This is a genomic window from Paraburkholderia sp. SOS3, from assembly GCF_001922345.1.
In the GTDB taxonomy this organism is placed as follows: Bacteria; Pseudomonadota; Gammaproteobacteria; order Burkholderiales; family Burkholderiaceae; genus Paraburkholderia.
Map to the genome: position 1 here is coordinate 311,151 of NZ_CP018811.1, position 12,252 is coordinate 323,402.

The window sequence follows — 12,252 nt, forward strand, 5'->3', positions numbered from 1 at the left end:
GAGACGTTGCGTTCTTTTGACCTTGCGGTTTGACGTGACGTTTCAAAGCGGCATTCGGACTCGACGGCGAGCACGCGGTTCACATGACCTAGCGTCTGCCGCCGAGCGTCAATCCGATCAATCCGGCAATCGTCGCAATCGCGCCGCCGGCGAGCAGATAGATGGTCTTGTTCGTCGGCGCGCCAGTGAACACGCGCGATACGTCGTTGCTGAACGAGTGAAACGACTGTCCGCCGAAGTACAGCAGCAGGACGCCGCCGACGAGCAATGCAATAGAAACCGCCTTCGTCATTTCCCAATCCTCCCTGATGTGTATCTGACGGGCGCCTGCGTGAAAGCGCAGCAATGCGTCCAGATCGGCGCCCATGGTCCAACCGGACGCGCTATTTTGCCCGATCCCGCAGTGTGGGCCATCGCAGGACGCCCGTGCAGCATACTGGCCGATTGGCTACCATAACGTATTCGTCGTACGAACCTTCGTACGAATGCGTGTAGCGCGTCGCACATGCGATGCCGCGTTCTCTTTCCAGCAGTCCCCCCGCGGTTTTCATCGAGAATTCAAGGATTCGAGCCATGGCTTACGAAGCAGCTTCAGCACGTTATTCCGACATGCAGTACCGCGTTTGCGGCAAGACCGGCCTCAAGCTGCCGGCGCTGTCGCTCGGTCTATGGCATAACTTCGGCGACACGACGCCGCTCTCCACGCAACGTGAAATTCTGCGCACGGCGTTCGACCTGGGCATCACGCACTTCGACCTCGCGAACAACTATGGGCCGCCGTACGGTAGCGCCGAAACCAACTTCGGCCGCCTCTTCAAGGAAGACTTCAAGCCGTATCGCGACGAGCTGCTGATCTCGTCGAAGGCCGGCTACGACATGTGGCCGGGTCCGTACGGCCAGGGCGGCGGCTCGCGCAAATACGTGCTCGCGAGTCTCGATCAGAGCCTCACGCGCATGGGCCTCGACTACGTCGACATCTTCTACTCGCATCGCTTCGACCCGGATACGCCGCTCGAAGAAACGGCTGGCGCGCTTGCGACCGCCGTGCAACAGGGCAAGGCGCTTTATATCGGCATCTCGTCGTATTCGGCGGGGAAGACGCGCGAGATGGTCGCGCTGCTGCGCGAATACAAGGTGCCGCTGCTGATTCACCAACCGGCGTACAACATGCTGAACCGCTGGATCGAACATGAACTGCTCGATGCGCTCGAAGAAGCGGGCGCCGGCACGATCGCGTTCACGCCGCTCGCGCAAGGACTGCTAACCGGCAAGTATCTGAATGGCGTCCCGGCGGATGCGCGCATGAACAAGGCCGGTGGCGATTCGTTCACGCAGCAGCATCTGAGCGCGCAAAACATCGAGCACGTACGCAAGCTCAACGACATCGCGCAGCGCCGCGGTCAGAGCCTCGCGCAGATGGCGCTTGCATGGGCGCTGCGCGATCCGCGCGTGACATCGGTGCTGATCGGGGCGAGCAAGCCCGAGCAGGTGCGCGAAAACGTCGGCGCGCTGCGCAATCTGTCGTTCACGAAAGATGAACTGGCGGAGATCGATCGCCACGCGACCGAAGGCGGGGTTAATCTGTGGGAGAAGCCGTCGACGGATCAGCAGGTCTGAGCGATATCCTGTCGCGAGACCCGTCGGATCGTCCGGTCATCGAAGCCGCCGTCATGCATTGCGATGCACGGCGGCTTTTTTTGATTGCTGTGGACCGCGAACGTTTGCTGCGCTACACGAGCGCCGGCAATCCCTCGACGAGCGCCACCGCGAACACAACGCCTAGCAGTGCGCCCATCACGCGTAGCGAGTTGCGCTTCAGCGCGCTGTTGCACGGCAGGGCGCTAAGAAAAAGCGCGCCGGCCAGCGCCATCGGAATCACCAGAATGAAGTCGCTGATGGTGAAGTAGCCCATATTCGTCTCCTTCTCTATTACTTGTGTCGAGCGGCCGCGCGGTCGTTCTGGTTCTTATGATGCGGCTGCGACGCTCGATTTGAGTATAGGTGACGATGCGGATGCCGAAGCTGGCGTTTTCGCACCGAAGGCACCGTGGCGCTACGGTCCGAGCCCCACGGGACGGGGCTTTCCGCGATTTCTGGCGGTTGTAGGCAACTTTTGAAAAACGTGTTGCTTGCTTACGCAGACCTTTCCGGATATGCGTATCGCAGACCGCGGGCCCAACGCTTAGGTCAACTGGCTTTACGCGCGCCGGCGCGCTCGCGCTGTTGCAGCCATGTTGCACCTGCGATGCCGATCGGTGGACGATGCAGACGAAGAAGGAGCAGCCGAGGCTGCGCCCCGCTTGCATTCCGGCGGTACGGCCACGAACAGGATGTCCCTGAATTCCGGCTGGAGGAAAACGATACGCCGAGCCACAGCCGCTATCGATACTGAGCGCGGCTAACCGCGCGGCGCTTGCACCGCGCTCGCCGGTTTGTCGTCGCCTTCCGGAGGATGAACGATCTGGTCGCCGGTCGGCAGTTGCGATACATCCCAGCCGCCGCCAAGCGCCTTGATCAGCGCGACGCTCGCGGCCATCCGGCGGCGCGCGATCGACACTGCCTGCACTTCGTTGTTCAATGCCGTGGTCTGCGCGACGACGACGTCGAGATACGTGATCGCACCGTTCCTGTACCGGTCATTCAGGATGGCGAGCGAGCGCTCGGCGGCGGACACCGCTTCGTCCTGCGCCTTCGCTTCATGTTCGAGCACGCGCAGCGCGGCGAGGTTGTCTTCGACCTGGCCGAATGCGTCCAGCACCGTTTGACGATACTGCGCGACGCTTTCGTCGTAGTTCGCCTGCGCCTGTTCCTTCTGCGCCGAGCGTCCGCCGAAGTCGAGCAGCGTGCCCGCGAGCGACGGTCCGAGCGACCAGAAACGGCTCGGCGCGAGCAGCCACTGGCTATAGTTGGTCGCTTCGAGGCCGCCCGTCACGGACAGGATCAGATCCGGGAAAAACGCCGCTGTCGCGACGCCGATCTGCGCATTCGTATTGACCATTTGCCGCTCGGCCGACGCGATATCGGGGCGTCGCTCGAGCAGCGACGACGGCACGCCGGCCGGCGCGACGACCGCCACCGCGTTCAGCGGGATGACCGGCAGCGAGAAGCCCGCGGGCGGCTGGCCCGTGAGGATCGCAATCGCGTGTTCGAGTTGCGCGCGCTGCACGCCGAGATCGATCTGCTGCGCCTCGGTCGTGCGCAACTGCGTTTGCGCCTGCGCAACATCGGCATCGGTTGCGATACCGCCGTTGAGCCGGTTCTGCGTGAGCTCGACAGCATCCTTGTATGCGCGAATCGTATCGTCGAGCAGTTGCTGTTCGCGATCGATGCCGCGCAGTTCGAAGTAATCGGTGGCGAGTTCGGCCTGCATCGACAGCAGCACGCTTTGCTCGTCGGCGGCACTGGCCTGCGCGTTGGCCTTCGCGCCCTCGACGGTCCGCGATATGCGGCCCCACAGGTCGGGTTCCCACGACGCGTCCGCACCGATCGAATAGTCGCTCAGCGTCCTGCCCGCGGCCGAGCGGAATTCGATGTTGCGCGACGAGCGCGCGCGCGAGTAGGTGCCCGAGTACGCGATGAGCGGGAAGAACTGCGAGCGGAACTGCGCAACGGCCGCGCGCGCCGAACGGAAGCGCGCTTCGGCTGCCTTCACGTTCTGGTTTGCCGTCGCGACCTGCTCTTCGAGCGCATTCAGTGCGGGATCCTGATAAACCTCCCACCACGCACCGCGCAATGCCGCGTCGGCGGGCTGGGCGGTCTTCCAGCCCGTGCCTTCGAGTTCCTTGTAGGTCGCGGGCGTCGGCGCGGCAGGGCGCACGTAGTCGGGCCCGACCGTGCACGCGGCGAGGAGCGCCGTCGCGGTCGCTGCCGCAAGCGTGGAAAGCGCTGTGGCAAGCGTGCGCCGGCGCGTACGAGCGTAATGACGCATCGGCACTACCCTGCCGCCGCTTGCGCGTTCGCGGAGCCGCTTGCCGCGCTCGCGCCGCTGGCGGGCTGCGCCGCACCCGCCTTCGTTTGCACGATGCGTACCGGCGCACCATCGGCGATCGAATCCTGCGGATTCAGAATGACCCGTTCGCCGCCCGTGAGGCCCGACGCAATCGCGACGCGCGTGCCGTAGTCGGTGCCGAGCTGCACCTTGACGAGCTTCACGCGTTGCTGGTTGTCGACGGTCGCGACGTTCACGCCGTTCGGACGGAACAGCAGCGCGTTGCCGGGCAGCGTGTACGGCGCGCCTTGCGCGCTCAGCGCGAAATGCACTTGCGCATAGGCGCCCGGCAGCAGCGCGCCGTTGCGATTGTCGACTGCGACTTCCACAAGCATCGTGCGCTGCGTCGGATCGACGGCGCCCGACGTGCGTGCGACGGTACCTAGATAGTGCTTGCCCGGCGTTTCGGTCAGCGTCAGATAAGCGGCTTCGTTCGCGTGAATCTGCTGCGAGTACGCTTGCGGCACATTCACGTAGACGCGCAGCCGGTCCGCCTGCGCGACGTGGAACAGTTCCTTCGCGGGGCCGCCCGAACTGCCCGCATCGATCAGCGCGCCGACGTCCACATTGCGCGCGGTCACGATGCCGTCGAACGGCGCATAGACCTTCTGGAACGACTGCGTCTTTTCGAGCCGCGCGACGTTGAAACGCGCCGCATCGAGCGTGCCTTTCTTCGCGAGCATGTCGCCGACCTTCTCGTCGGTTTCCTGCTTCGATACCGACTTGTTCTTCAGCATGTCGGTCCAGCGGTCGGCGGTCGTTTTCGCGAGCTCGTAGTTCGCCTGCGCATTGGTGACATCGGCGCGCGCCGCGCGCAGCTGGTCGTCCACTTCCGGCGTATCGATCTCGGCGAGCAGCTGTCCGGCCTTCACGTGACTGCCGATATCGGCGTACCACTTCTTCAGGTAGCCGTTCGTGCGCGCGTAGATCGGCGTATCGAGGTAAGCCTGCACGTTGCCGGGCAGCACGAGGTCGAGCGCGGCATTCGACTTTTGCGGATGCACGACCTCGACGCTGAGCTGTGCCGTGTGCGCGGCCTCGCGCTCGAGCGTCGCATGCGCTTCGCGGCGCGACCAGATGCCCTGCGCCGCCAGCGCCAGCACGACGACGACCGCGAGCACCGCAATCCAGCGTCCGCGCTTCGTGGCTGCCGCGGGCGGGGCGCCGCGGCCGACCGCGGATTCATCAAGTGGCTTCCCTTCCATCAACGCTCCATATCGAACGACCTCGCGCTCAACGCGCTTGCTGGCACTACGGTCTCTGCACGACATGTTCGGCGGCTTTATGCCGCCGGTCGGCAAGCCGCCGGTAAATCATCGAGAACAGCACCGGCACGAATACGAGCGTGGCGAGCGTGCCGATCGCGAGGCCGCCGATCACCGCGCGGCCAAGCGGCGCGTTCTGTTCGCCGCCTTCGCCGAGGCCGATCGCCATCGGCACCATGCCGATCACCATCGCCAGCGCCGTCATCAGCACCGGGCGGAAACGCGTGAAGCCCGCTTCGATCGCCGCGCGCACCGGGTCGCCGTGCTCGAGCAACTGTTCGCGCGCGAAGCTGACCACGAGAATCGAGTTCGCGGTCGCAATGCCGATACACATGATCGCGCCCGTCAGCGCTGGAATCGACAGCGTCGTATGGGTGAGGAACAGTATCCAGACGATGCCGGCGAGCGCACCGGGCAGCGCGGTGATGATGATGAACGGATCGAGCCATGACTGGAAGTTCACGACAATCAACAGGTACACGAGCACGATCGCAAAGATCAGGCCGGCGAACAGGCCGCTGAACGAGTCGTTCATCGTCTGCACCTGGCCGCGTACCCTGACCGTCGATGTCTGCGGCAGATCGGCCTTCGATTCCTCGATGATCCTGTTGATGTCGTCGGAAACGGCGCCGAGATCGCGGCCGTCGGCCGTACCGTAGATATCGATCGTGGTTTGCGCGTTGTAGTGCGTGAGCACCGCGTTGCCGGCTTCGCGGTGCATCGTCGAGAGCGCGCCGAGAATGTTCGTATGGCCGTTCGCGTTGAGCGGAATATTGGCGAGCGACTGCAGCGAGTCCATCGTGTACTGCGGCGCTTCGGTGATCACGTTGTAGCTCACGCCGTTGCGCGGATTGAGCCAGAACGTCGGCGTCGTCTGCTGGCTGCCCGACAGCGTGATCAGCAGGTTGCGCGCGACGTCGCTTTGCGTGAAGCCCGCCTGCTGTGCGCGCGTGCGGTCGACGTCGATAAAGATGCGCGGCAGGTCCGCCGGCTGCTGGATGCGCGCATCGGCGAGTCCCGGCACGCTGCGCAGCCTGCTCAGCAGCGTGGCTGCGTAGACCCGGTTCGCCTGCACGTTGCGTCCGACCACCTGGATGTCGATCGGCGACGGCATGCCGAAGTTCAGCGTCTGACTCACGATATCGGCGGGCAGGAACGAGAACTGAACGCCGGGGAATTCGTCCGTGAGCGTGCGCCGCAGTGTGCGCACGTAGTCGGCGGTCGGATGATGGTCTTCGTTGAGCGTGATCAGCACGTCCGCATCCGAGGTGCCGATCGTGCCGGTGTTGCTGTACGACAGGTTGATACCCGATACCGGCAGGCCGATGTTGTCGATGATCGAATGCAGTTCGCCGGGCGGAATCAGCTGGCGAATCCTTGAATCGACGCGATCGGTGATGACCGCGGTTTCCTCGACGCGCGTGCCCGTTTTCGCGCGCAGATGCAGTGCGATCGTGCCCGCGTCGACCGACGGGAAAAAGTCGCGTCCGAGAAACGGGATCAACAGCAGCGACAGCAGGCAGCAGACGAGAAAGCCGGCCGAAAACAGGCCGGGTTTGGCCACGCGCGCGACGAGGAACCGGCGATAGCGCTCGCGCAGGCTCGCAAAGCCGCGTTCGAACGCGTAATGCACGCGCATGAACGGATTGCGCGTTGGCGTGTGATGCGAACTGCCTGCCTGATGGTGATGGCGCAGCAGATACTTCGCGAGCGTCGGGACGAGCGTACGCGAGAAGAAGTACGACGCGAGCATCGCGAACACGACCGCTTCGGCGAGCGGAATGAACAGATAGTGCGCGACGCCGGAAAGCAGGAACATCGGCACGAACACGATACAGATCGACAGCGTCGACACGAGCGTCGGCACGGCGATCTGGTGTGCGCCGTCGAGAATCGCCTGTTCGAGATTCTTGCCCTGCTCGAGCTGATGGCTGATGTTTTCGATCGCGACCGTCGCATCGTCGACCAGGATGCCGACTGCGAGCGCGAGGCCACCGAGCGTCATGATGTTGATCGTCTCGCCGAGCGCCGATAACGCGATGATCGACGTGATCATCGAAAGCGGAATCGACACCGCGATGATCAGCGTGGCGCGCCAGTTGCCGAGAAAGAGCAGGATCATGAGGCCCGTCAGGCAGGCGGCGATCAGCGCTTCGCGCAGCACGCCCTGCACGGAGGCGCGCACGAACAGCGACTGGTCTGCGACGGGATCGATTTTCAGCGACGCGGGCACGAGATTGCGCAGCGTCGGCATCATGTTCTTGATGTCGTTGACGATCTCGAGCGTCGACGTATTGCCGCTCTTGTTGATGGTGAGCAGCGATGCGCGCTGGCCGTTCACGCGCACGATGTTGGTCTGCGGCTGGAAGCCGTCGCGCACGTGCGCGACGTCGCGAATATAGATCGTGCCATTCGCGGTGGTCTTGACCGGAATGTTGTTCAGGCCTGCGAGCGAATCGGGGCTCGCGTTCATTTCCACCGCGTATTCGGTCGAGCCGATTTTCGCGGTGCCGGTCGGCACGATCAGGTTTTGCGCGGTGATCGCGTTCACGACGTCGGTCGGCGACAGATTGCGCTCCTGCAGCTTGCGCGTATCGATGTCGATCATGATCTGGCGCTGCTTGCCGCCATACGGCAGCGGCACCGACGCACCGGGCACCGTCGCGAGCTGCGTCTTCAGGAAGTTATTGCCGAAGTCGTACAGTTCCTGCTCGGTCAGCGACGGCGACGACAGTGCAAGCCGCAGGATCGGCACCGTCGATGCGTTGTAGCGCAGGATGAATGGCGGCGTGATGCTGGGCGGCAACGAGCGCAATTGCGATTGCGAGAGTGCCGTGACTTGTGCGAGCGCTTCCTGAATGTTCGCGTGCGGCTGGAAGAAGATCTTGACCACCGCTACGCCGTACAGCGAAGTCGATTCGATGTGCTCGATATCGTTGACCGCCGTCGACAGGCCGCGCTCGTAGTTGAGCACGACGCGTTTTTCCATCTCGTCGGCCGGCAAACCCTGGAAGGTCCAGATGACCGATAGCACCGGAATATCGATGTTCGGGAAGATATCTGTCGGAGTGCGCAGGATCGTGAGCGGCCCGACGATCAGCAGCAGCAGGGCCAAAACGACAAACGTGTATGGGCGCCGCAGCGCGAGGCGAACAATCCACATGTACGGTGCGGTCCGATGAGGGCCGAAGGGGGACGGCGCCGCCGAAGCAGCGGGCGTGTGCGCATGCGTGACGAGCGAAACCCGACCAAAACCGGGCCGGAAACCCGTTGAAACCAGAATGGTGAGTGTCGCGCGCGACAGGAATATAACGCGTATCGTAGTCTACATGTCCAATTTGGAGGGTTCGTCGCCGAACGGTTTATGATGGGCTGTTTACTGCACGTTACAGTTAGCGTTTCGTAAGTCAAATCGACAGAAACAACGTGATATGTGCCGCTTTTTCCGCTATCGCCGCGGCACTCGATGTGGTAACAATGGCGTGGTAGTCATGCGTGTGTCGCTGCCGTTATCGATCGGTGCGCGCGCAACTTTTTCTGTCGAAGCGACGTTTTTCAATCGTCACATTGACCGGCGCAATCCTCCCAAGCCGGCAGACGCAGAACGGGGAAATATCATGCAAGTCGGTTCTATTGTCCGATCCGTTCATATCGCTGTGCCTGCGGGCGCACGCGGGATCGTCATGCGCATTCTGGGCGACATGGCCATGGTGGCGTGGTACGCGGGTGAGCCCGGCACGACGCAGCAGCTCAATACGGAACCCTTTTTCCTTGAAGATCTGATCGACACCGGCGAACTCGTGCGTCCGGCAGGCGCGCCGCTGCACTGAATCACGACGCGGTTTTCAGCGGGACGCGAGCGCGTCCCGGTGCGCCTCAGTGCGTCTTCGCGTCTCTCAGGCCTGCATGCTGCACCGCAAACGCTCGTCTTTGACGGCGGCACGGCGCACAATGCCGGCATGAACGAAGACACTGAGGACATCGGGGACGGCGCCGCCGTCCCCTTCGCCCGGCTTACGCCGGAACGCGTGCTCGACGCGATCGACAGCGTGCTGGCAGGCGCCGGCGCGCGTACCGACGGACGCATGCTGCCGCTCAACAGCTATGAGAACCGCGTCTATCAGATCGGCGTCGAAGACGGCGCGCCTATCGTCGCGAAGTTCTATCGGCCGCAGCGCTGGTCCGATGCGGCGATTCTCGAAGAACATGCGTTCGTTGCCGAACTCGCCGCGCGGGAAATTCCCGCGGTGCCGGCGCGCGCGTTCGAAGGCCGCACGCTGCATGCGTTCGAAGGCTTCCGCTTCGCGCTGTTCGAGCGGCGCGGCGGCCGCGCGCCCGAACTCGAGCAGCGCGACACGCTCGAATGGCTCGGGCGCTTCATCGGGCGCATTCACGCAGTGGGCCGAACGCAGCGCTATACGGAGCGGCCGACGCTCGACATCGGCACGTTCGGCTACGAGTCGCGCGATTTTCTTCTAGCGCAAGACTTCGTGCCTGGCGACCTGCGCGAGGCGTGGCTCACGGTCGTGAATCTCGCGCTCGAAGGCGTCGAACACGCGTTCGAGCGCGCGGGCGACATCGCAGCGTTGCGCATGCACGGCGACTGCCATCCGAGCAACGTGCTGTGGACCGATCGAGGCCCGCATTTCGTCGATTTCGACGACAGCCGCATGGGGCCCGCGGTGCAGGATTTGTGGCTGCTGCTGCCGGGCGAACGCGGCGATGCTTCGCGCGCATTGACGGATCTGCTGGCCGGTTACGAGGACTTCTGCGAATTCGAGCCACGCGAGCTGCACCTGATCGAGGCGCTTCGCACGCTGCGACTCATTCACTATTCGGCATGGCTCGCGCGGCGCTGGGACGACCCCGCGTTTCCGGTCGCGTTTCCATGGTTCAACACGCAGCGTTATTGGGAAGATCGCATTCTCGAGTTGCGTGAACAGATCGGTGCGATGCAGGAAGGACCGCTGTGGCCCGTTTGATGGTGGTTTGAGCGCGTTGGCCTCGGTGATCGATGGATTCGCGCGAAGCGTCTATGGGGTTGACGGACCCGCTTACGGCGTTTCAGCAATGACTTTCTGTGTGGACCGGGACGCACCGTTCGCGCTCCTTTCCGTACTTGCACTCGCGCCATCGCGCGCCACACCGGGTAGCGTCGATCTGACGATCACCTGGGCGCGCACGTCGCGCCCGATCGTTTCGATGCCCGCGCGCATTTGCGCAAACTCATCCGGCGAGCACACTTCGCTGCTGAACCGTGTGCTGCCGTCGCGTGCCATCGTCACGACGTTGGTTTTCGGATCGTACTGATATGTCGAGCGGAAATCGATAAAGCGGTCTTCGGCACGCGCGGCCTCCGGCATATCGAGCACGCGGAAATTCGCCGGCAGCACGATGCGCGCGCGCTCGTGCAACTCGACGTTACGGCAGACAAACGGTTGCGTGCGCTGCCGTTCGCCGAGCCAGTAGCGCGCATCCGACTGGAAGCCGCCGACGAAGCTCGTCAAGGCGGGAATCGATGCGGCCGCGCCCGGCAGCACGAAATCTTCGAGTGTGCCCTTCATCGTGACGATCAGCGGGCCTGCGGACGCATCGAGCGCGTTCGTCGAGAGCATCGCGTTGCCGGTCAGGTTGGCCGCGCGCAACTCGCCCTGAATCGCTTCTTCGCGCTGCGCGGGCGTTTGCAGCCGCAGCATCGCGCGGCCCTGCTCGGCGGCCCAGCCCGTTGCCTGCAAGCGGTAGACGAAGTTCGCGGAGCCGTCCGGCGCGACGGTGATCGTGAGGTCGCTGCTGCGCGCCATCGATGCGGTGGCCGGCGTGTGGCCGAGCACGCCCTCGTCGACGAGGACGGTCGGCCGGTCCATGTCGGTTGACGGCAGATAGCCGAACTCGACGTTCGGCGCGGTGGAATCCGCGTACATCTGCAGGTCGGGCAGATAGGTGATGACGTGATTCAACACGCCGAATCCGGGCACCGACGGCAATGAATAGACCGTACCGCTGTTGATCAACGCGGGTTCGTTGCGGATGCCGACGGCGCCGAGCAGCGCGCCGTAAAGCGCGACGTGATCCTTGCAGTCGCCGTAGCGCAACGCGAGAATCTCGGCCGCGCGATGCGGCACGACCGCGCCGCGCCCGACGTTGACCGCGACGTAGCGGATGTTCTTGCGCACCCAGTCGTAGAGCGTTTTCGCTTTCTCCCGCGGCGTGCTGTCGGCTTCGGTCAGCGTGCGCGCGAGACGGACGATTGCCGGGTCCGATACGCTCGGGTCGACCGCCGATGCCTTGTACGTCTCCGCAAACGCCGCATAGTCGCGATACGTCGACACCATGAGCCGGTCGCCATAGCTCACGTACGAGATCGAACCGTATTCGAGGCGCCCGAAGCGCGCCTTGTCGTAGCGGAACTCGTAGCGCGTGCGGCCGTTCTGCGTCACGGGCGCCGCTGCGCTGAAACCGCGCGCGTCCGCGTAGAGCGGCATATCGGCGGGCAAATCGTAGATAAGGCGGAAGTTGTGCGTCGGCGCGAGATCGGGCGGCGTGAAATCGCTGAAATGGCCGGGCACGATCGGGACCTGCTGTGTTTTCCGGTACTTCAAATGAATGCGTGCACCGGGTTCCACGGCGGGAAACACGATGACTTTTTCGAGGATGTCCTGGAACATCGGCGCGTCGAACGAACGCGCTTCCTGTACGTTGCGAATCTCGTCGGGCTGCACGTCATGCCGCACGCCATCGGCACTGGTCGTATATGCCTCGATCACGTCGACCTTCGCCATATTGCGATTGAACCAGATGTAGTGCTGCGCCACACGCGCGACGCCGGCCTCGGTGTTCACGCGCAACGTCATGTCGTCGAGCTTCGTGAACGAGCCGTCCGCGTTGACAGTGAAAGTTTGCGTTTCCTGTTCGTTCACGTATGGTTCGACAGGACGAGCCGGGCTGACGGTAGAAGCGGGCGCCGGGTCGTTTGCGATGGCCGGAATGTCGGTTGCCACG

The 12,252-nt window shown here is 63.7% G+C and carries 9 protein-coding genes; 3 read left to right on the forward strand and 6 right to left on the reverse strand.

All coding sequences use genetic code 11. The annotated features are described in order from the left end of the window. Positions 1 to 88: 88 nt before the first annotated feature. Positions 89 to 292, reverse strand: coding sequence for a DUF3185 family protein (locus BTO02_RS01395; protein WP_075158510.1), 204 nt, complete (start codon positions 290 to 292; stop codon positions 89 to 91). A gap of 281 nt (positions 293 to 573) precedes the next feature. Here BTO02_RS01395 and mgrA point away from each other — a divergent pair, with 281 nt between their 5' ends. Then, on the forward strand, positions 574 to 1,617 hold the full coding sequence (gene mgrA / locus BTO02_RS01400) for an L-glyceraldehyde 3-phosphate reductase (protein WP_075155498.1): 1,044 nt from the start codon (positions 574 to 576) through the stop codon (positions 1,615 to 1,617). Positions 1,618 to 1,729: 112 nt separating this feature from the next. On the opposite strand, the gene BTO02_RS01405 is transcribed toward mgrA, so the two are convergent. From BTO02_RS01405 to BTO02_RS01420, 4 genes are all read right to left on the reverse strand, one after another. Further along, complete coding sequence (locus BTO02_RS01405) at positions 1,730 to 1,912, reverse strand: hypothetical protein (protein WP_075155499.1); 183 nt, start codon at positions 1,910 to 1,912, stop codon at positions 1,730 to 1,732. Positions 1,913 to 2,398: 486 nt separating this feature from the next. Continuing rightward, complete coding sequence (locus BTO02_RS01410) at positions 2,399 to 3,928, reverse strand: efflux transporter outer membrane subunit (RefSeq protein WP_075158511.1); 1,530 nt, start codon at positions 3,926 to 3,928, stop codon at positions 2,399 to 2,401. Positions 3,929 to 3,933: 5 nt separating this feature from the next. Continuing rightward, complete coding sequence (locus tag BTO02_RS01415) at positions 3,934 to 5,193, reverse strand: efflux RND transporter periplasmic adaptor subunit (protein WP_075155500.1); 1,260 nt, start codon at positions 5,191 to 5,193, stop codon at positions 3,934 to 3,936. A 46-nt stretch (positions 5,194 to 5,239) separates the two neighbouring features. Next, entirely contained in the window at positions 5,240 to 8,416 is a 3,177-nt protein-coding gene (locus BTO02_RS01420) for an efflux RND transporter permease subunit (RefSeq protein ID WP_075155501.1), read from the reverse strand. A gap of 454 nt (positions 8,417 to 8,870) precedes the next feature. Here BTO02_RS01420 and BTO02_RS01425 point away from each other — a divergent pair, with 454 nt between their 5' ends. Together BTO02_RS01425 and BTO02_RS01430 are read left to right on the forward strand one after the other, a co-directional pair. After that, complete coding sequence (locus BTO02_RS01425; protein WP_075158512.1) at positions 8,871 to 9,083, forward strand: hypothetical protein; 213 nt, start codon at positions 8,871 to 8,873, stop codon at positions 9,081 to 9,083. Positions 9,084 to 9,212: 129 nt separating this feature from the next. Continuing rightward, positions 9,213 to 10,235 (forward strand): serine/threonine protein kinase, encoded by a 1,023-nt coding sequence (locus BTO02_RS01430; RefSeq protein WP_075158513.1) that lies wholly within the window; start codon positions 9,213 to 9,215, stop codon positions 10,233 to 10,235. Between the two features lie 72 nt (positions 10,236 to 10,307). Here the strand turns inward: BTO02_RS01430 and BTO02_RS01435 are convergent, their stop codons facing one another. Beyond that, entirely contained in the window at positions 10,308 to 12,251 is a 1,944-nt protein-coding gene (locus BTO02_RS01435; protein WP_232243420.1) for a DUF3857 domain-containing transglutaminase family protein, read from the reverse strand. Between the last annotated feature and the right edge of the window lies 1 nt (position 12,252).

Coding starts and splice junctions, on each gene's coding strand:
- BTO02_RS01395 (WP_075158510.1), bottom strand. CDS start 292: ATGACGAAGGCGGTTTCTATTGCATTGCTCGTCGGCGGCGTCCTGCTG.
- mgrA (WP_075155498.1), top strand. CDS start 574: ATGGCTTACGAAGCAGCTTCAGCACGTTATTCCGACATGCAGTACCGC.
- BTO02_RS01405 (WP_075155499.1), bottom strand. CDS start 1,912: ATGGGCTACTTCACCATCAGCGACTTCATTCTGGTGATTCCGATGGCG.
- BTO02_RS01410 (WP_075158511.1), bottom strand. CDS start 3,928: ATGCGTCATTACGCTCGTACGCGCCGGCGCACGCTTGCCACAGCGCTT.
- BTO02_RS01415 (WP_075155500.1), bottom strand. CDS start 5,193: ATGGAAGGGAAGCCACTTGATGAATCCGCGGTCGGCCGCGGCGCCCCG.
- BTO02_RS01420 (WP_075155501.1), bottom strand. CDS start 8,416: ATGTGGATTGTTCGCCTCGCGCTGCGGCGCCCATACACGTTTGTCGTT.
- BTO02_RS01425 (WP_075158512.1), top strand. CDS start 8,871: ATGCAAGTCGGTTCTATTGTCCGATCCGTTCATATCGCTGTGCCTGCG.
- BTO02_RS01430 (WP_075158513.1), top strand. CDS start 9,213: ATGAACGAAGACACTGAGGACATCGGGGACGGCGCCGCCGTCCCCTTC.